This is a genomic window from Bacteroides sp. AM23-12 (genome assembly GCF_003434395.1).
Classification (GTDB): Bacteria; Bacteroidota; Bacteroidia; order Bacteroidales; family Bacteroidaceae; genus Bacteroides; species Bacteroides thetaiotaomicron.
Window position 1 is genome coordinate 1 of the sequence record NZ_QTLF01000012.1, and the last position, 21,223, is coordinate 21,223.

Genomic DNA, 21,223 nt, shown 5'->3' on the forward strand with positions numbered 1-21,223 from the left:
TCAGTTATAACAAACGAAGTTGTCAACTAAAACCAGTACACATCAATAAGCTGTAGGCTTGATAAGTTTCCACTGCTTGAAACTAGAGTTCCATCGGTGAGAAACTGTAGTTTCATCAGTAAGAAACCATAGTTCCAAAGGCTTGAAACCAAAAGTATCGAGCGTATGAAACCAAAGTTTCAAGCAATAGAAACTAGAGTTTCAAGCAATGGGAACTATAGTTTCAAATAGGGAAACGAACTTGACTTGATATCAGTAGAAGTGCAGGAGGGAGCTAAGATGAAACAGCAGTGTGACGGCAATACTTGCCATCACACTGCTATCACACGTTGCTGTCACGGTCTTATGGTTTAATTATCAGACTATTATCACTCGTTTGGTGACAGGTGACAGCAATTTTTCAAATATATTTCTTTATGTAGACCGATTATTTCGTCAGAAGACGGATACTTCCTGCTTTCACTCCGCCGGCTTTGGCAGTCAGAATAATTTCTCCGGCTGTTTCATTCGTTTGTACGATAGCTGTAAGCATTCCGTTGAAAGCGTGCATCTTCGGAAGATGGAACAGGTCGAGACTCGTTGGGTCACCATTGGCTCCGGCACGGTATGTTCCGGCTCCTTTGACGGAGAAGTTAATCAGGCGGTTGTCGGCAGGGCAGAGGTTTCCGTCTTTGTCTACTATTTTCACGGTTACATAAGCAAGGTCTTTTCCGTCTGCCGTCAGTTCATTCCGGTTGCTGACCAGTTCGATGTGATGAGGCTTGCCGGCTGTACGGACCACTTTTTCTGCTACTGCTTTTCCGTCTTTATCATAGGCTACTACTTTCACTTCACCCGGTTCATATACAGCATCCATCCACATCAGGCGATAACGGCTCTTCAATGAACTGTTGTTCTTGCTTTGTTTGCCATAGCTTTTGCCGTTGATAAACAGTTCGGCAGCAGGGTAGTTGGTGTAAACAAATACTGGAGTTACTTCACCTTCGCGTCCCGGCCATGTCCAATGCGGCAGGATATGCAGTGTTTCCGCTTCCTTATTCCATATGCTGCGGTATAAGTAATAGCGGTCTTTGGGCAAACTGGCGAGGTCGATAATGCCAAACATGGAACTGTGATTGGGCCAGGCATTGGTATCGTAAGGAGAAGGCTCACCCAAGTAATCGAAGCCGGTCCATACAAACTGTCCTATGGTCCAGTGGTAATCGTCTGCCAATGCAAAGTCCTCGTCAGGGATATTTGACCACGAACAAGCCTCTACATCATAAGAAGAACATTGATGGTCGTCGTATATCGCACTTTTCTTATCCTCAACCGGGAATTTGTAGACTCCGCGTGAACTTACGGTAGAAGCGGTCTCACTACCCAGAATGAGATTCTGCGGAAGTTTGGAGTATGCTTCCTGATAGCGGTTGGCGCGGTAGTTCAGACCGGGAATATCGATCATGGGGGCAAATCCGTTGGCAAGCACACAAGATACCTGGTCCATGCCGCAGGTGACGGGGCGGGTAGGATCTTCACGATGACAGATGTCTTGCAGGAACTTCGCAACTTTGTATCCGACAGGGCTGCATTGGGTGGGAACCTCATTGCCGATGCTCCACATTACCACACAAGGATTGTTGCGATAGTTGTGCAGCATATTCACCATATCGCGTTCTGCCCATTCCTTGAAGTAACGGTGATATCCGTTTTCACATTTGGCGATGTCCCATTCGTCGAACGGTTCGATCATCATCATGAATCCCATTTCATCACACAATTCCACGAGTTCGGGAGCCGGCATGTTGTGGGAAGTACGAATGGCATCGCATCCCATGTCTTTCAAGAGTGTGAGCTGGTGGCGAAGTGCCGCTACGTTGATGGCTGCACCCAACGGACCTAAGTCATGGTGATTGCATACCCCCTGAAATTTGCGGTGTTTTCCGTTCAGATAGAAACCTTTGTCGGCAATATATTCAATGCTGCGGATACCGAAACGGGTAGAGTAGGTATCTACCAGCTGATTGTCTGCATACACGTTGGATACGGCTTTGTAGAGAGCGGGGCTTTCCGGCGACCAGAGTTGAGGCGCATTGACGATGAAGTTTTGTTCAAACGGCTGCCCGTGATTGATGCGTCCTTTGTTTTCTTTACGTGTCACTACCTTTCCATCCGGTGACAGGATTTCTGTCTCTATACGGATTTCCGTCTTTTCGCCGGCATTCTCTATCTTTGTCTGCAGGCGTATGGCGGCAAATTCATCACTGACATGGGGAGTGGTGATCTGCGTACCCCATACGGGGACGTGGACTTTGTCCGTCACAATCAGATGTACATTGCGGTACAAACCTGCTCCCGGATACCAGCGTGAAGACTGCGGACGGTTTTCCAGGCGTACCGCCAGTGTATTGTTCTTTCCGTCTTTATTCAGGAAAGGGGTAACGTTGCAATGAAAAGAATTGTAGCCGAAAGGCCAGAAGCAAGCCTCCTGTCCGTTGACGTATATACGCGCTTCGCTCATTGCTCCGTCGAACAAGAGAGTGACTTCCTTGTCGGCGGGAACATCGAAACTGGTGCGATACCATCCGGTTCCGACATATGGAAGACCTCCGGTACGTCCGGTTTTCAGTGATGCCTTTTTCTCAAAGTTCTGTGTGACTGCTACATTTTGCAGGTCGTTGTTCACATCGAAAGGTCCGAAGATGGCCCAGTCATGTGGGATAACGACCGATTCCCATTTAGTATCGTTGTAGTCAGTCTGCGCAGCTTCCGGAAAATCTCCTTTACTGAATTTCCAGTTCTTTTCGAGTAGCGTTTCGCTGCGCTGTGCTTGCAGCATACTGGCTGCGCTCATCAAAAGTACAGTTAGCAACTGTTTTTGGTGTTTCATGTTCATTTTCTCTTTTTCAGGTATATAAATTAGGGATTCGGGGTAAAGTTATGAAAAGGATTCAATAAATTTATCGTTTGAAGGCATTAAATGCAGAAGTCGGCTTGCCGCTGTCGTCAAATAAACCTTTGTGATACCCTTTCCAACCACCGTAGCACTGAGGCTCCCAGGTGAATACGCCCAGACATTGGTCTATTTCTTTCGCTTTTGTCACGAAGTCGGTAAAAAATGCTTCTGCTTCTTCGTAATTCCAGTTAATGCCGAGTTCGCACATCATGACCGGAGTATTATAGCGTTCGATCAGATTTTTTATGTTGCTTATGCAGTCGTTGTTCAGCTTGCGCCAGTCCTGTGTCTCTGGATCAGGGTAGAGTGACATGCCGATTACATCCCATTTGCCACCGTCTGCTTTCAGTCCGTCGAACAGCCAGATATAGCGGTTGGGATTGTTGCCTTCGTCGATATGTACAATCACTTTTGCCTGCGGATAGATTGCTTTGACGGCATCGTAACCGGAAGTTACCAGTTTGGCAAAGTTGGCAGTGTTTCCGCTGCTGGCCGCTCCGTCGGGTTTCAGCATGCCCGAACGTGTTTCGTTGCCTACCTGTACCCATTCCACATCGATACCTCTTGCTTTGATGGCACTCAGAACATCAGTCGTGTGGTCGGCTACAGCTTTCTGCAATTCCTCGAAAGACAAGTCTGCCCAGGCAGCAGGTTTTTCCTGTCGTCCCGGATCGGCCCAGATGTCGCTATAGTGGAAATCGATCATGATACGATAACCCAGATTGTGGGCGCGCCATGCTTTGGTCACAACATCGTCTTTGTCGCACCAGCCTTCGGGATTGAAATAGCCTTCGTTTTCAGACCATCCCTGGTCGGGGTTTACCCATACACGCAGGCGGATCGAGTTCATTCCCAGATCGCGGAGCAGGGACATGCATTCGTGGTCGTTGCCTTCGGCATCATAGAACTTGTAGCCTGATTTCTCCATTTCTGTCAGCCAGCTGACGTCCGCTCCTTTGGCGAAGCCGGACATATCATACACATTCTCTTGATTTTCCGGAAATACCGGCTTTTCATCGTTGTCGTCGCAAGCGGTGAAGAAGGCTCCGCACAACAGTGCGGAAGCCATCAATATGTTTTTGAATTGTTTCATCATTGTTCTTCGTTATCTAAAGGTTATTGCTGAACGGCGGAATAAGTTCCGTCAATCAGGTTCACTGTAATTGTATAAGTACCAGCCTTCAGCATGATACCATCGCCATTGTAATATAGCTTGCCGTCGCTTCCTCCGTAGAAAGCAGTCCATGCATTTTCTATATAGAATTGGGCTCCCCATTTGGAATCTGTTGCCAGTGTGATGGTACCGGAGTATTCGCCGGCAGTTCCGGTGCTTGCAATCGGGTTGAAGCTGTTGTCATTCTCTATTCCGTAGTAACAATAGATATTGTCGCCAAGAGCATACGTCTTATAAGTAAGCTCTTTCAGAGATACATCGAACAGATACAGTCCGGCATCGGGAGCAGGAATGTTATCGCCTTGTCCGTTAATCAGCGTACCGCTTTCGGCTGTGCTGGCAGCATCATCCTTGGCGATGGTGTACATTCTGCTGGTATCCCACTCATTGCCCGATGAGAATAAGGTCATCGCATAGTTTCCATATTTGGAGTTAACGTCTACGATGCCGGCATACTTCTGTTCTTCTTTGTAATAGACTTCTATTTTGTGGTCGTATGCCCACTCAGTGTCCGGACCGATTCCCGGCAGATACAGATATTGTCCTTCTTCCGGTTCGGGTTCCGGTTCTACGGAGCCGCCTTCCTCTACGGTAGCTGTCCATTGCTGCGGATTACTCAGGTCGATGCTCAGTGTACATTCTCCTGTTTGCGGAACATTGACAGTGATATCTCCGGCAGTTTCTCCAAAGCTCAATGCAGCGTTGCTGCCACTGAATGCGACAGGGGTGTCCTTGGCTTTTGTATCGTCGATGTCATAACCGCCATTGTCGTTGAGGTTGGCGCAGGTATGGTCATACAGTTTACCGGTTCCGTCAATCCGGACGGTGATTGTTCCGGTTGCATCCGCATTGAATGTAGCGGTCCATTTCCGGCTGGTACGGTCGAATGTCATGGTGGCATTGATGTCTCCGCTGACATTTAAAGAAGGAATCAGCAGTCCGTTCCATTGCTTGCTGTTGGTATCAAATGTGATATAGTAGCAACCGGCAGTTCCGGGGAACCAGCACTTCCAGTCGCCGGCTGTAGTGAGCAGGAACGGCATTCCGGTCTCGTTGTCATTTCTCCAGATGGTACCGTCGGCTTCCTGTACCAAGAAGTTGAACCAGCCCTCTACACCGACGAAGCCCTTGTATATACCGTCGGTATTGGCGGAGAACAGGGTCATTCCTGTGGCAGTCGCATTCTGGTCGAGTACGTTGGCAAAGCGCATATCCAGCTCATACGGGGTGATGGTTACTGCTTCTACGTTGCTATAAGCCGGATCGATGTTGTTACCCGTCGTTCCTTTCAGGCGGAAATAGAATTTTGTGGCCACGTTGGCTTCCACTCCCAGATTATTAGCGACAATGTTCAGTTCGGCACCGTTGTAAGTCTTCGAAAGGGAGGTTTCGGCAGACTCTACGATAGTACCCGAGAAGTCTTCGCTCAAAGAGACTTGCATGGCGGTTTTCAGCAAATTAGTCGGTTTAAAGTTCGGATTGCTGATAGCCAGTGTACGGTCTGTCCATGCCAGCGATAACACATTCTTCTGTGCGGTCGCTTCGGTCAGTACGATGTTGTCTGTCGAAGCAATGAGTTCATTGCTTGTCAGGCTCGACAAGTAATATTTATCTCCGTCTTCTTCGCAGGCACCCAATACGAAGAGGGTTGCCAGAGAGAGGATCAGACTATTTATTGTTTTCATATATCGTTCGTATTAGAGGATAATTAATAATTTTCATTATACAGGTTCGGATTGGCTGTAAGCTCCGTATTCGGTATCGGGTAGATATTGTATTTGCTGTTTACGGCTGTACCGCCTTTCTCGCCGCCTTTCCACTGCCACAGATATTTGTCGGTTGTGAACATGCCGTAGCGGATCAGGTCCGTACGTCTGTGTCCTTCCCAGTAAAGTTCGCGGGCGCGTTCTTTTAACAAGAAGTCAAGAGTCAGGTCAGAATCTGCTATTTTGTGCTCATCGTCACCGTATGCCCGTCTCTGAAGTTCGTTGATATAGCCCAATACCGTTCCTCTGTCACTTCCTGTGCCGCCACGTACAACGGCTTCCGCCATCATCAGATATACGTCTGCCAGACGGAACAGGGGATAATCGGTGTTCACACCGCCGTCGGCTGTATTGGAAGCCGTTTGACCATTATCTGTAAGGTTGGTCCATTTCGTTACAAAAAAGCCGTTTGACTGATCATCTATTTTATTCAGGTATTGAGTCTGGCCGTCGGTAAAGAATAAGTAGCGTTGGTCAGCTTCTCCTGTAAACAGAGCTGGTATTTCACCGCGTACGCGGAACATACCCCAGCCGCTTTTCACCCCATAGTCTTCGGGTACTTGCTTGTCGGAAGTATTACTTACCGCACCGCAAATGATATAGGTGGAAGAACCCCATGATACGGTATGCGTAGCATCTACCGGCAGGGTGAAGATAATTTCATTGGCAGTGCGCTTGTCATTATCCGCATTGAACAGGCTGCTGTAATCGTCTTCCAGAGAATATCCCTGAGCGATTGCCTGTTGGCAGGCACTGATACATTCGGTATATTTGGAAGTATTGGTGTACACTTCCGCATTCAGATAGAGTTTAGCCAGTAAGGTATATGCAGCTCCCTGTGAAGCACGACCGTAAGGACAATTCGCTTTGTCGAGCATATCATTCACGGTGCTGTTCAGTTCGCTTTCGATATAACTGAAAATCTGTGCGGCTGTATAGCGTGGAGGGAGATAACCGCTTGTCGGGTCATTCTCCGTCACAAACGGAATGTTACGGTACAGGTCGAGTGCATGATAGTAGAACAACGCACGCATAAACCGGGCTTCGGCACGGTAATGACGGATTTCACTTTGTTCCTGTTCCGTAAATTGTGCCAGCTTTTCGTCGGTAGCGTTGCGGATAAACTCATTGCACAATGCAATGTTGTAATAAATACGGTAGTACATATCCGATACCCACGGGTCGTTGGCATCCCAGCTGAGGTAGGTGAGGCCGGTCACGTTGTCACCGGACAACCAGGTAGAGGCTACTTCGTCCGTACCGCATTCCTGCAGGTTGAAGAAGCAACGCATGTAGTCCTGTCCGCTGTTGCTGCTCAAATCCGGATCACCGCTTTTTTCTTGTCCGGTAGTTACCATTGCCGTATAGATTTTCCCTAACACGGCTTTATAGTTTGCGGCGCTGGTGTAGATGCTGGCGGCTGTTTCGTCTTCATGCGGATACTGGTCCAAATCGCCTATGCAGGAACTTAGCAGCAGTGCGCTGCAAAAATAGAAGGCTGTATAAAATATCTTTTTCATAATGCGCTTTTTTAAGTAATTAGAAGTTGAAACCTACGTTGAGTGAGAAGGTACGTGGACGCGGGTAGAAAGAGTTGTCTACGCCGTTGGGTACTTCCGGGTCTACACCGCTGTATTTGGTGATGCAGAATACATTTTGTACCATAGCACTGACATTCAGGCTGCATCCTTTGCAGATTTCACCTAAATTATAGTTCAGTGAGAGGTTGTCCATTTTCAGGAACGAAGCATTCTCTACATAGTAGTCCGACAAGTATTGACGGGACTGGAAACCGGTCTTCAGATAGCTCGTCGACAGGTTGTTCAACTGATAAGAGTTGTAGCTTACCGTTTCCCAGGCTCCGGTGTTCATCGCCATTGCATTGTATACATAGTTGCCGATGTTGGCACGCAGGCTGGTGCTCAATGTCCATTTCTTCCAGCGTAGTGAGGTGCTGAAGCCAAGAATATAGTCAGGAGCAGGAGAGTGGTAGCGATACAGGTCTTCGGTATTGATTTCTCCGTCGCCGTTCAGATCTACATAGGCACCTTCTACCGGTTTACCGGTTTTCTCATCATACAGTTGGTGGTAAACGTAGAACATGTAAGGAGCATATCCTTCACTTAATGTCTGTACCTGATAGCTGTCGATATACGGACCTACGGAAGTGTTGGTAGCAGCAGCTCCGGCAGCCAGCGACAGGTTTTTCACCTTCATCTTCTGCCAGGTCATATTGAAACTGAGATCCCAGTTCCAGTCGTTGGTTTGTATCGGTGTTGCGTTCAGGCTGAACTCAATACCCTGGCTGTCTACATTTCCTACGTTAGTCGTGATGTTACGGTCGAAAGTCGTTCCGGCTGCAGCGGGGACGGTTGCAATCAGATCTTCCGTTTTGCGGGTGTAGTAGTCGAAACTACCGGTAATACGGTCTTTCAGGAAACCGAAGTCGAAACCGACATTCCATGAAGTAGTCGTTTCCCATTTCAAGTCGGAAACATACGATTTGGGACGGTAAGTATAAATGTAATCATTACCCATGATAGATTCGGCACCATTCTGGCTGATAGTATAGATGGGCAGATAGTTGTAGTTGCCGATACCGTCTTGCTGACCGGTCACACCGTAGCTGGCACGAACTTTCAGGTTGCTGAGTACTTTGTTGTTTTTAAGGAAAGACTCTTCCGTCACTCTCCATCCCAGTGCTACCGAAGGGAAAGTACCCCAGCGCACATTCTTGGCAAAACGGGAAGTAGCGTCCCGGCGTACGGTGGTAGTCAGCATATAGCGTGAGTCGAACGAGTAGTTCAGACGACCGTAGTAGGAGAGTAGTACATGGCGTTCATCGGTTGCTTTCGAAGTTTTCAGCACTTCTCCGAGTGTATTCATTTCACTGTAAAGAGGGTTGGTTGCTTTCCAGTACTGATAGTCATAACCGGCTGTCACATCAAAACTACTTTTGATCGGTTCCACCAGTTTATTGTAGTTGGCGTATAAAGTCAGCAGACGGTTTTCTTTCTTTTGCGGACCATAGCTGTAATCCAGGCCGGAAGTGGTGTAGTTTTGTGCAGCTTCTGCCGGAACATATACACTTCCTTTACCTTGTGCGTAATCATAACCTATCGTAGCATGCAGTTTCAGATCGGGGAAGAAGTGGACACGGTAATCCGCATCGATATTTCCGATGAAGCGTCTGACATTACTATGCGAGTCGTTCATTTGGATGAGACCTACCGGGTTCATTACTGCTCCGTTTACCGGTGCACCGGTATTGTCTACCGCCTCTGTATATCCTCCGAAAGTGTCCAGGTCGGAATAAACCGGAATGGTCGGATTGATAGTAGAAGCTGCCCAGATGGCTTCCGTATTACCGAACGTGTTGTTATTGATGGAACCTTTTGCATTGATATTCAACTTCAGATGGTCTTTAAAGAAAGAAGGGTTGAGCGTAACACTTCCGGTGTATCGTTCGGCATTGTCCGTACGGAGCAGACCGCTTTGGTTGTAGTAACCTACCGATACGCGGATGGGCCAGTTCGGAACAATCTTTCCGGTAATGCTCAGGTTGTTGTCCGTTCCGAAGGCATTCTGGTATATTTCATCGTTCCAGTCGGTGCGGGCTGTCCCCAACAAGGCTTGTTGGGCAGCCGTTCCTTGTGTCCGGATGGTGTTCACGAACTGGTCGTAACTCAACATGTCCGCTAACTTTGTACGGGTCTGAATAGAGTTGGTAGTGCTGAATGTGATTTTCATTTTGTCCGAACTTCCTTTCTTGGTAGTGATAAGGATGACACCGTTGGATGCACGCGAACCGTAGATCGCGGTTGAAGAGGCATCTTTCAGAATCGTCATGCTTTCAATATCATTCGGGTTGATGAGGCTCAGGAAATTGCCGTCATTACCGCTGATACCTCCTTGTTCCAGAGGCACACCGTCCAATACGATCAGCGGATCGTTACTTGCATTCAGTGAAGCTCCTCCACGTACACGGATCGTGCTTCCGGAAGTAGGCGAACCACTGTTGGACATGATTTGTACACCGGAGATTTTTCCGTTAATCAGTTGTTCGGGAGAACTTACCAGTCCCATGTTGAAGTCTTTGCTGCTGACATTCGTCACCGAACCGGTCAGGTCACTTTTGCGTTGCGTTCCGTATCCGATGACTACTACATCACTCAGTACTTGTGAGTCGCTTTTCATTTGTACATTCAGTACGTTGCCGTTTGCGGGGATAGCTATCACTTTAGTTTCGTATCCTACGTAAGAGAATTGTAGTTCCTTACTGTCTTTCGGTACATTCAGAGTGTAGTTTCCGTCAAAGTCGGTCACTGTACCCGTTGATGTTCCTACAATGAGAATGCTCACTCCGATCATCGGTTCTTTGTTCTCATCGATCACTTGTCCGGTCATTTTCTTGCCTCCCTGTTGGGCAAAGGCAGGAATTGCGCCTCCAAGAAAGGCTGTACATAAGATGAATAGTACAGTCAGATGGCGTAGATTTAAGATGTTACTGTTCATAATTATTGTGTAATTGATAATAGATTTATTTTATTGAAATATCGGTTAATAGTATCATTCCAGCCAGATCTCTCCAAGCTCGATCTCTGTTACCGGTCTGGCATTGCCCGGCATTGATATTTCCAGCTTTTCTGTTTTCTCCGCCTGGAAGGGTATTTCCGTTTCCGGCTGGAAGTACTGTTTCAGGAAGACGGGATAAGCTACCGGAAGCAATGCCGTGTCTGTCTGACGCAACCGGTTCAAAGGGATTCGTATGATTCCTTCCGGTGAGGGAGAAGGACAAGGGCTTTTGTACGTGTATCCGTCCGATGTAACGAAACCGGCACTGATTCCTTCCGGAAGAGCCTTCGCCCGGTTAACCCGGATACAGAGGACGGTACAATCTTTTATTTTGCCTTTTCTTCCGTCTATCTTATCTTTGACAAATGTGCGAAGGAAGTATTGCGGATTCTCTCCTTTTGATGTAAAGGTGAACCGGAGCAATGGCTTTTCTGTCGGAGATGAATCGGTTAAACTCCGGTGAAGCTCGTTCCATTCGGGGAGTGTATAGGCTTCTATCCGGCTATGGGTATCTGTTACAGTCAGTAACTGTATCGCACTACCTGGGGCGACTACACGGGTAGTCCAGTATTGGCTGAGGGTGTAGTCCCAGTCCAGCGGATTTCCGTTTGTACCGGAAGAACTTCCTGTAGCGGAACTCCCTGCAGGATAAGTACGGGTACTGTCGCCCCGGCAGACGATGATGTTATACCTGAAATAACCTTCTTTTATCTCTTCGGCGGGTATCGTTGCCTGATATGTATAGCCGTTTGTGCGCTGCATCTTGACGGACGGATTGTGATCGTTCCAGAAAGAGATCTTGTCGGTGTAAATGATGACGGAGTCGGGAAATTCCGGACCTGTTATCTGTGCTGTGATCTTCAATGGTTTGTTGGCTTCCACAGTGGTGGCAGGTGTATGCATAACTCGGTAACTCGTTGCCCGTGGTGCGGGAGCCGCGTATTCGCCCAGTCTGATCGTATTCCATTGCGAATCGGCTGTCCAGTTTTGCTTCGGCGCACAATGCTTGCGTTGCAGCAGGTAAACGCCCGGACGGAGGGAGTGAATCACTCCGTCTTTCACTTCCTCTTTTCTGCTGTTCTCTCTGTGGGCGGAGGAAGCAAGTGTTGAATTGGCCGGCGATTGAATGGCGGAAAGGGTGAATGCATTTCCCAGGTTCGGAAGTTGCAAGGCCATGTCCCAGGCACCGTAAGCGATGGTTACTACTTCTTTCTCCAGCGAAGGTTTGGCGAACGGATCATTGACGATGATTGCATCAGGCATCACTTCCAGTCTCCATACTCCGTCTTCCAGACGGTCTATGAAATAAGCGCCTGTACCTTCGTAGCGCACAACAGGAGAACTTCCACACCCTGCGATGGATACCAGTTGTGAGGCATCTTTGGGTTGCGTACGGGTGGTATTGGAGTAATAGAATTTATTTCCGTTGTTCAGTTCGCTGAGGTCTTCTGTATAGCTTACCCGGAAACCTTCACCGAACAACGTATCTTGTGGATAACTTCCGTAAGATGCGCCTCTCTTCAGGCTTTGTGCTGCCTCGGAAGCTATTTTCATGCTGATTGCCTTGTGCGGGGTATAGGCGAGATTCAGAAAATGTGTCTGATATTCGGTATTCGCGTAGGCAATGTCCATCGGGTCATATGCGAACTGGGTAATCCATTGAAAGCCGGCTGTGCGGAAAGTGCGGACCATAGCCGGATACATATAAGAGTACATGATATCCGCCGGATCAAATTCGTAAATCATTCGGGCTTTCTTATCGAAGCCTTTTACTTTATCGGCAAATGAAATATCGTAGCGGTCTACATAGGGAAGGAAGTTCCCTTGTTGTGTTTGTCCGGATACTAGACCGATGGGATACCATTGGTAAGTCGTTCCTTTGATATCGGTGTCATAGTATGCCTCTACTGTCCATTCGTTATGGCTTACATTGTAGAATACAGGCTTCCGGTTGCCGGCTTTGCGTATGGCTTTCAGCATCCGGTTGATGTAGGATTTTACTTCTTCCTTTGTGCCGGAATGGCAAGGTTCGTTATTTATTTCAAATCCTACAATAGACGGATCGTCCTTGTAAGCCAGTCCGGTGTAGGGATTGGTGTGTCTCACCAAACTATAGAGATATCTTTCTTGTGCGGCAATAGCTTCCGGTTCGGAGTGCATGCTGCATTTGTCGTACTTATAAGAAAAGCCGCTTGTCGGCTCGTTCCGTTCGGGATATCCGTTCCCGAAGTTTGTTTGTGCGGTAATCACGATATGGATATTCCGTTCTTTCAGCTTGGCAATCAGGTAGTCCATCAGGTCCAGATGATCGTTTTCTGAAAGATTTCCTTCTCCGTCTGTCAGTTCCACATCCCATAAGTGAATACGATAGGCATTGAATCCCAGTCGGGAAAGATGGTACACATCTTTATCTATAGCTGCCTTACGGTCTACTCCCAAGTATCCGAGAGCACGGTAAGCATGAGCGAAAGGGGTAGTATAATTTGCACCGAAGAAGGAAGCTTCCCGATGAGTGTCGCTCCAACGCATCACTCCGTTTCCATCTATATATATAGTAGGTATGGAAGTCGTTTTCCCTTGTGTGCCGACAAAGGTAAATAACAGGCAAATGCAGGTAAGAATAAACTGTCTTTTCATGCTATCAAATTTACTGGTTTGTTGATAGCGGCAAAGATAGATTACCTGTCATTTTAATAAAAGCACAGATTGGACATATAAGGATAAAAATAGGACGAAATGCCCTGAAATGCCCCTACAACTCATCATTCAGGTATTGGCGTGGCGTTTTTCCGAACTCTGCCTGAAAACATTTGGAGAAATAAGAGTGATTGGAAAAGCCTACCATATACATCACTTCGGCAACGGTGAATTTCTTTTGTTGCAGTAACATGGCAGCCTTCTTCATTCGGATAGATTTGATATATTCCACCGGAGACATTCCGGTCAGTTGTTTGATCTTCCGGTAAATCTGCTTGTTACTGATTCCCGACAGTTCGCAAAGTGCATTTACATTCAGGTCTGCATCGGAGAGGTGATCTTCGATCAGACGGATGATGTTCGAAAGGAATTTCTCATCCTGTGACTCAGCTTCGATCGGTTTAAGTACAGGAAGAGACTCTAACTGCTTTTTAGACTGTGCAGCCGGTATTTCATCCTCTTCTACTGCGGTGACCGGAATACTCAGTCCGATGGAAGTTCCCTTTCCTTTTTCGGAAGTGACTCCGTTGATAGAGCCACCATGCAGTTCTGTGTAAGTCTTTACCAGGTAAAGCCCGATACCGGTACCTTCTTTGCTGCCGCTATGAGGTGACTGGAAGAAACGTTGGAAAATATAAGGAATATCCTGTTGCGGGATACCTGCTCCTGTGTCGGATACGCAAATTTCCAGCAGACCGCTTTCTTGCCGATAGAAAAGGGATAAACGGATATTTCCACCCTCGGAGGTAAACTTGACGGCATTCGACAATAGATTATCCAATATCACTCCTAGTTTGATCGCATCCATATCGGCATAAATCTTTGCTTTGTTTGCTTCGAAATGGAAAGTGAACCGTTTGTCTTCTTCATATACAGAGAATAGACTGCGGCTGAACGATACCAGTTCGATGCGCGACAGGATAAGCAATGAATCTTTATTGTCTTCAATCCGGTTGAAGTTGAGTACCTGATGAATCAGCGAGTTTATTTTCATGGCGTTGCGCTGAACCTCTTCCAGTGTTTGCTTCTCATGCGCTTCCTCTGTAGCCGGAAGTAATTGGCTGATGGGAGCAATAATCCTGCTGAGAGGCGTCTTTAATTCATTGGACAGGGTGGTGAAGAAGGCCATTTTCTGGCGGGACTGCTCTAGAATCTTCTCTTTTTCCCTGCGTTCTGCTTTCAGGCGGTTTTTTACCCGGAAGAAGTTGATTGTCCATGCAATCAGGCTAAGCAGCAGTAAAACATAGATGGCTTTTGCCCATATTGTATAGTACCACGGCGGAAGAATCCGGATATTCAGAATATAAGGCTGGTCGGACGGCTGACCGTCTTTTCCCAGTTTGCTGATAATAAGCTGATAATTTCCGTAGCTCAGATTACTGTATGTAATGCGGTTGATATTGGATTTCAGGAAGTTCCATTCTTTGTCCATTCCTTCCAGACGATAAACGAACTTGTTTTTCTCATCCAGTGAATAAGGAAGATCGGATAATTCGAATGACAGGTTATTCTGATTATATTTTAATTCGATCGAGTTGGTATATCGGATATTGGGCACGTCATCTCTGGTGCGTGGTGATACCAGTTGATTGTTAATGTATAAGGCAGTCAACAGGATCGGGCGTTCCGGTTGGTGTATGGTTTGTATATCGGGGTGTGAGATACCGAAGCCGTCAGCTCCTCCCAGATAAATGCAATTCTCTTTCGGATCGAATAGCAGGCTTGTGAAGCGCTTGTCTGTCATATTCTGCAGCCGGGCATCCATTGTTTTCCGGTCGATTATCCAAAGTCCGTTGGTAGTGGACACCCAGATGTGATTCTTTACGGAAGTCATGGACAAAATCTCGTTGTTGCTGAAACTTCCGAAAGAGATACTTTGCTGGCTCTCGTCTTTGGGATTGATACGCATGACACCGCCATGAAACCCTACCCAGAGCATACCGTCCTCATCACATAACAGGTAGTTGGGGCTTTTCTCTCCGTTTAATTCGTCAGCAAATAATTTTGTCACTTCCCGTGTGCGGGGATTAATTTTGTCTATCCCTTTATTATTGTAGAGCAACACCCATACATTGCCTTCATTATCGGGAATAATCTGGTTGATAAACATGCCGGACAGTCCGTTGTGGACGGAGTAATTCTGTTCGGCTACATATTGTCCGGAGGCAGACTGCATCAGCCTGTGCTTGTCTACTACAAAGATTCCTCCCAGACAGGTTGAAATCCACAGATGTCCGGCATTGTCTTCGAACATATAATAAGTCCAGTTGGTGTTATATGTTCCTGTACTGTCTACAATGTTATAGTGCACGAATTGGCGGGTTGCATAATCGTAGCGGTTGATGCTTCCGTCGGTAGCTATCCATAGCTGCTGTTCCTTATCTTCGTAAATATGCCGGATACGGTTGTGTGATAACGGATAAGTCTTGTCACCCATTCTGTACCAGATAGCGTTATGCTTGTCTCCGGCAGGATCGGTGAAGCGGATTAATCCGTTGGTACCTCCAAACCAGTAGAAACCTTTTGAGTCGCGGAATAGGGAGTAGAACTGATTTCCGTCTCCCGTACCTGTAATCTGTGAGATCGGAATAAATTGCAGGGCGCTGTTGTAGCGTGAAAGGGAAATGCCGTAGTCGGTGCCCAGCCAGATGTTATGTTCCTGATCGGCAAAGATATTCCAGATGATGTTATTCGTCAACGACTGGATATTGCGGGAATCGTGAATGATGTGCTGTAGAGGAGTGACATCATTGTGATAGACGTACAGGCCGTTGTCCGTACCTGCCAGCAGATATCCATTTCCATCCAGAGCCAGTGATTTGATCGAGTTGTTATGGAAGGCTTCTGTCTGCTTCATCTGTCCGGTTGATGGAAAATACTGGAAAAGGTAACCTTCCGTACCGATCCAAATACATTGGCGGCCCGTATCTTCCAGCAAGGAATTGACGAACAGGTTGCTTTGACTGCTATTGACGGGAAGGGGAATCTTTTCGAATTTCCCGTTTGAGGCAATATAGCGGCACAGCCCGTTGTAGGTTCCCACATAAATCTGATTGTCTCCGGTGCGGATAATGGAGTAGATGGTATTATGGGGTAATCCGTTGCGCTTTGTGCCGAGAGGACTTAGCTTCCGGTTTTGCAGCTGATAGGTGTATAAGCCATTTAATGCGCCTATCCACAGGGTATCTCCTTGAAGTGCCATTGTGCGTACATCTGTCGGAAAGTCTGTTGCCGGTTGCTCGTAGCGGTCAGTCCGGTAATTGTAGATTAGGATTCCGTTGTCCGTACCCATATATAAATAGGTGTTATCTATAATGACACCGCAATAGATACGGGTGTTATTGATTTCTCCGTAAGTGAAATGCTGCTGTGTGGAATAACCGTCATAACTGAATAATCCCTTGTTGGAACCTATCCATATCAGTCCTTCGCTGTCTTGAAGGAAACAACTGACCACCGATGCTTCAGCACCGAGATAAATATTGTCGAATTGCTGATAATTTACTTTTTGTCCATAGGCGGTGCTGCTTTGAATGCAACATGCACAAAGGAAAAAAAGAATGGCTATGATTCGTTGATACATGATATCAGGTTTGCAAGGCATTAAATCTTTAATTGTTGTGTTAATATTAGCACTCTTGATTGCAAATGTAGGAAAAATGTCGGTTACACTTGTAAATCTCCCCGTCTTTTTGTTCCTTTGCTCTATATTTATAAAACAGAATAGTTCGGAATGAAAAAGCTAATTTATCTGCTTTTGTTACCATTGGCTCTGGCAGTGGCAGCCTGTGACGGTAAGAACGGAAGTTCAAATAAAGAATCGGTATTGGCAAGGCAAGACAGTGTAGATGCTCACGGGTTGCAGCGTATGCAAAGTTCAAAAGCTGAAACTGATATTAAGTTTAAGGGAAGAGACTATCATTCGCTGGTTTCGCGTACTCCTGACGAAAGTCTGCCTCACGTCTCCAATGAGATGGGGGATACGTATGTAGACAATAAAATAGTGTTGCGCATCACCCGGGGAAGTGAAAACGTACTCAACAAGACATTTACGAAGAACGACTTTTCATCGGTAGTCGACGCGAAATTCCTTTCAAAATCCATACTTGAAGGAATCGTATATGACAAGACCACACCGGAGGGAATTGTCTACGCCGCCAGTGTGTGCTATCCGCAGACCGATTTGTATGTTCCGCTTTCCATCACTGTAACGGCCGATGGAAAAATGAGCATAAAGAAAGTAGATATGTTGGAAGACGATTATACGGAAGAAACACCTGAATAGACTTGTGAATGGGGATATAAGACGTTTCTGACAGAAGAATTGCACAAATGTGAAAGCATTTGAGACAAACGAAAGGCAGCCGTAAGGGTTGCCTTTCGTATTTTTGCACCGTCGATAAACTTAATACCGGATAGAATGAAAAAATACATTTTGGTTATTTATATGATGGCGGCAGGATGCACGATGCTGACTGCTCAGACTAAAAATACGCAAACACTGATGCCACTCACCGAACGGGTAAACGTACAGGCTGACTCTGCACGTATCAACCAGATTATTGACGGTTGCTGGGTAGCTGTCGGGACGAATAAGCCTCATGCCATTCAGCGTGATTTCACCAACCTGTTTGATGGCAAGCCCTCCTATCGCTTTGAACTCAAAACCGAAGACAATACACTGGAAGGTTATGCGAAAGGAGAAACGAAAGGACGTGCCGAGTTTTCATATTGCTATGCAACTTCCGACGATTTCAGGGGATTACCTGCCGACGTTTATCAGAAAGCACAGATCACAAAGACAGTTTATCATCACGGGAAGGGAGCTTGTCCGCAAGGAAGTTCCCGTGACTATGAGTTTTCGGTTTATATTCCTTCTTCTTTAGACAGCAATGTCTCCACCATCTTTGCCCAATGGCACGGAATGCCCGACCGGACGCTGGTCCAGACTCCTCAGGGCGAGGTGAAGAAACTGACTGTTGACGAATTTGTAGAACTGGAAAAAACGACCTTCTTCAAAAAGAATGTCGGACACGAAAAAGTGGCCAGACTGGATAAACAAGGCAATCCGGTGAAAGATAAAAATGGAAAACCTGTATATAAGGCAGGAAAACCCAACGGATGGTTGGTTGAACAGGGAGGATACCCGCCATTGGCATTCGGATTTTCCGGAGGACTGTTTTATATCAAAGCAAACTCCGACCGTAAATGGCTGACAGACAAAGATGACCGTTGCAATGCAAACCCGGGAAAGACGCCCGTTATGAAACCGCTGACTTCTGAATACAAGGCATCCACCATTGCCTACAAATTACCTTTTGCCGATTTCCCGAAAGACTGCTGGATTACTTTCCGTGTCCATATCGACTGGACGGTCTATGGCAAGGAAGCGGAAACGATTGTGAAACCGGGGATGCTGGATGTACGGATGGATTATCAGGAGCAAGGTAAGAAAGTGAGCAAACACATTGTCGATAATGAGAAGATTCTGATTGGACGTAACGACGAAGACGGGTATTACTTTAAGTTCGGAATTTACCGCGTAGGTGATAGTACCGTTCCCGTTTGCTACAATCTCGCAGGATATTCGGAAAGATAAATAGGTAAATAGTTAAGGTTAAAAGTTAAGGTGAAGAGAGAGCGATCCGGATGTTCCTGAGTGGGCATCCGGATCTTTTTTATGGGGTAAATTCAAGACTGAAAGTTAAAGAACACAAAAAAGAATGTGATCTCTGGTTATTCCCAAATCTTTCCTAAATCTGTATCGTTATTTGCAGTATAAAACTTATCAGATATAGTATTAACTAAAAAGAATAACGATTATGAAGAAAATTTTATCTTTGCTTGTGATGGCTATTGTAGCTATACAGTTCTCATTTGCCGGCGATGTGATTACAAAGGATATGAATCAGCTACCGCTTCCGGCACGCAACTTTATCAACCGTCATTTTACCAAACCTCAGGTAGCTCATATCAAGATTGATAAAGATCTGTTGGAGTCTGCCAAGTATGAAGTGTTATTGACGGACGGTACGGAAATAGATTTTGATAGCAAAGGTAACTGGGAGGAAGTAAGTGCTAGTAAAGGGCATGCAGTTCCGGCAAGTGTTGTTCCTTCGTTTGCTGTCAGTTATCTGAAAGAGCATAACTTCACAGAGCCTGTGACAAAAGTGGAGCGTGACCGGAAAGGATATGAAGTGGAATTAAGTACCGGCGTTTCTTTCAAGTTCGACAAGAAAGGAAAATTCCTGAAAGCGGATGATTGATGATTAAATGAAAATATGATATAACCTAAATCCTAAGAATTAATTATGTTGAAGTTTAAGTTTGGCGCATGGGCAGTCGTTTTAATGCTGACTGCCTTTTCTTTCAGCGCATGTGATGATAATGATGATGAAACGTATAATCCGCCTGCCAATATCACAGAGGCATTGAAGCAACTATATCCGAATGCCCAGAATGTGGAGTGGGAGATGAAAGGAGATTATTATGTAGCTGACTGCTGGGTGACTGGTGACGAACTGGATGTCTGGTTCGACGCGAATGCCAACTGGGTGATGACGGAAAACGAACTGGATAGTATCGATCAGTTAGTACCTGCCGTTTATACCGGTTTCCGTAATTCCAACTACAGTTCATGGGTAGTGACCGATGTGTTTGTATTGACGTATCCGCAGCATCCTACTGAGTCCGTGATTCAGGTGAAACAGGGAAATCTGAGATTTGCACTGTACTTTTCGCAGGAAGGAGGCTTGCTGCATGAAAGGGATATCACCAATGGCGATGATACGAATTGGCCGGTTATGGAGTAGAATTAGTTATGTACAGAGGAATGTGGACAGACACTCCTCTGTAGTCATTATATTACATTTGTTGATAATCTTTGGCCAGTCCTCCTTCGCTGGTTTCCTTATACAGTGAGGGCAGGTCATGTCCGGTTTGTTTCATTACCTGTACCACTTTGTCGAAAGAAACACGGTGCATACCGTCTGTAAAGGCTGAATAAAGATTGGCATCCAGTGCACGGGCGGCAGCATAAGCATTCCGCTCGATACAAGGGATTTGAACGAGACCGCATACGGGGTCGCAAGTCATCCCCAGGTGGTGTTCCAGCCCCATTTCCGCAGCATATTCAATCTGTGCCGGACTTCCTCCGAATAATTGATTGGCTGCTGCTGATGCCATCGCGCAGGCAACGCCGACTTCTCCCTGACATCCTACTTCCGCACCGGAGATGGACGCATTGAACTTGACAATGTTTCCAATTAGCCCAGCTGTAGCCAAGGCGCGAAGAATCCGCATGTCACTGAAGTCACGGCTTTTTTGTAAATGATAAAGTACTGCCGGCATCACTCCGCAGGAACCACAGGTAGGGGCAGTCACGATCTTTCCACCGGAAGCGTTTTCTTCGCTGACTGCCAGTGCGTAAGAGAAAACGAGTCCTCTGGATTGCAGAGATTGTTTGTATCCGGTAGCACGTATATAATAGGTGGAAGCTTTTCTACGTAAGTTCAGCGGTCCGGGCAATACACCTTCCGCTTCCAGACCTCGGTGGATAGCGTCTTTCATTGTGTCCCATACTTCTGCCAGATAGTCCCATATATCCTCGTTCTCACATTCCTTGACATACTCCCAATAACTTTTTCCGGTACGTTCACACCATTGCAGGATTTCGGTCATGTTGTTCATGCCGTATACTTCCGGGCTTTCGATTGTCGGGTTGTCATTATTCTCTGCCAAAGCTCCGCCACCGATACTGTAAACCGTCCAGTTTTCCAATATCTTGTTGTTTGCATCCAGAGCGGCAAATGTCATTCCGTTCGGATGGAAGGGGAGGAAAACTTTGGGTTGCCATACGATTTCTACCGGAGCGGCAGGTTGTAAAGTATCTATGATAGCCACATCCGTCATGTGCCCTTTGCCTGTAGCTGCCAAACTTCCATAAAGGGTTACTTTGAAAGATGCGGCATCCGGATGACGTTCAACAAACATTTCTGCAGCTTTACGAGGGCCCATTGTATGACTGCTGGAAGGACCTGTGCCGATTCTGTATAATTCTTTTATTGATTTCATGGA

Annotated in this window: 12 protein-coding genes; 4 read left to right on the forward strand and 8 right to left on the reverse strand. The window is 46.5% G+C overall.

Translation table 11 applies throughout. The annotated features are described in order from the left end of the window. Window positions 1–427: 427 nt before the first annotated feature. From galB to DW640_RS12080, 7 genes are all read right to left on the reverse strand, one after another. Window positions 428–2,875, reverse strand: a complete 2,448-nt coding sequence (gene galB / locus DW640_RS12050) for a beta-galactosidase GalB (protein WP_117578251.1) — start codon at window positions 2,873–2,875, stop codon at window positions 428–430. A gap of 64 nt (window positions 2,876–2,939) precedes the next feature. After that, complete coding sequence (locus tag DW640_RS12055; protein WP_029425438.1) at window positions 2,940–4,028, reverse strand: glycosyl hydrolase 53 family protein; 1,089 nt, start codon at window positions 4,026–4,028, stop codon at window positions 2,940–2,942. 23 nt (window positions 4,029–4,051) lie between these two features. After that, window positions 4,052–5,794, reverse strand: a complete 1,743-nt coding sequence (locus DW640_RS12060; RefSeq protein ID WP_048697222.1) for a DUF5114 domain-containing protein — start codon at window positions 5,792–5,794, stop codon at window positions 4,052–4,054. A gap of 23 nt (window positions 5,795–5,817) precedes the next feature. Further along, window positions 5,818–7,395, reverse strand: a complete 1,578-nt coding sequence (locus DW640_RS12065) for a RagB/SusD family nutrient uptake outer membrane protein (RefSeq protein WP_048697220.1) — start codon at window positions 7,393–7,395, stop codon at window positions 5,818–5,820. A gap of 19 nt (window positions 7,396–7,414) precedes the next feature. Further along, entirely contained in the window at window positions 7,415–10,390 is a 2,976-nt protein-coding gene (locus DW640_RS12070) for a TonB-dependent receptor (RefSeq protein ID WP_117578253.1), read from the reverse strand. A gap of 54 nt (window positions 10,391–10,444) precedes the next feature. Further along, window positions 10,445–13,087: a cellulase family glycosylhydrolase gene (locus DW640_RS12075; RefSeq protein WP_117578255.1), complete on the reverse strand. Its 2,643-nt coding sequence runs from the start codon at window positions 13,085–13,087 to the stop codon at window positions 10,445–10,447. Between the two features lie 115 nt (window positions 13,088–13,202). Next, the gene (locus DW640_RS12080; protein ID WP_048697213.1) at window positions 13,203–16,730 is read right to left on the reverse strand and encodes a two-component regulator propeller domain-containing protein; all 3,528 of its coding nucleotides are present in this window, start codon (window positions 16,728–16,730) and stop codon (window positions 13,203–13,205) included. Window positions 16,731–16,880: 150 nt separating this feature from the next. Here DW640_RS12080 and DW640_RS12085 point away from each other — a divergent pair, with 150 nt between their 5' ends. The 4 genes from DW640_RS12085 (at window position 16,881) to DW640_RS12100 (ending at window position 19,959) form a co-directional block, all read left to right on the forward strand. Next, window positions 16,881–17,432 (forward strand): DUF4738 domain-containing protein, encoded by a 552-nt coding sequence (locus DW640_RS12085; RefSeq protein ID WP_117578257.1) that lies wholly within the window; start codon window positions 16,881–16,883, stop codon window positions 17,430–17,432. Window positions 17,433–17,567: 135 nt separating this feature from the next. Then, on the forward strand, window positions 17,568–18,746 hold the full coding sequence (locus tag DW640_RS12090; RefSeq protein WP_055300818.1) for a heparin lyase I family protein: 1,179 nt from the start codon (window positions 17,568–17,570) through the stop codon (window positions 18,744–18,746). 223 nt (window positions 18,747–18,969) lie between these two features. Continuing rightward, window positions 18,970–19,413, forward strand: coding sequence for a PepSY-like domain-containing protein (locus DW640_RS12095; RefSeq protein ID WP_008760391.1), 444 nt, complete (start codon window positions 18,970–18,972; stop codon window positions 19,411–19,413). Window positions 19,414–19,458: 45 nt separating this feature from the next. Next, the gene (locus DW640_RS12100) at window positions 19,459–19,959 is read left to right on the forward strand and encodes a PepSY-like domain-containing protein (protein WP_008760392.1); all 501 of its coding nucleotides are present in this window, start codon (window positions 19,459–19,461) and stop codon (window positions 19,957–19,959) included. 52 nt (window positions 19,960–20,011) lie between these two features. Here the strand turns inward: DW640_RS12100 and DW640_RS12105 are convergent, their stop codons facing one another. Next, window positions 20,012–21,220 (reverse strand): L-serine ammonia-lyase, encoded by a 1,209-nt coding sequence (locus DW640_RS12105; RefSeq protein WP_008760393.1) that lies wholly within the window; start codon window positions 21,218–21,220, stop codon window positions 20,012–20,014. Between the last annotated feature and the right edge of the window lie 3 nt (window positions 21,221–21,223).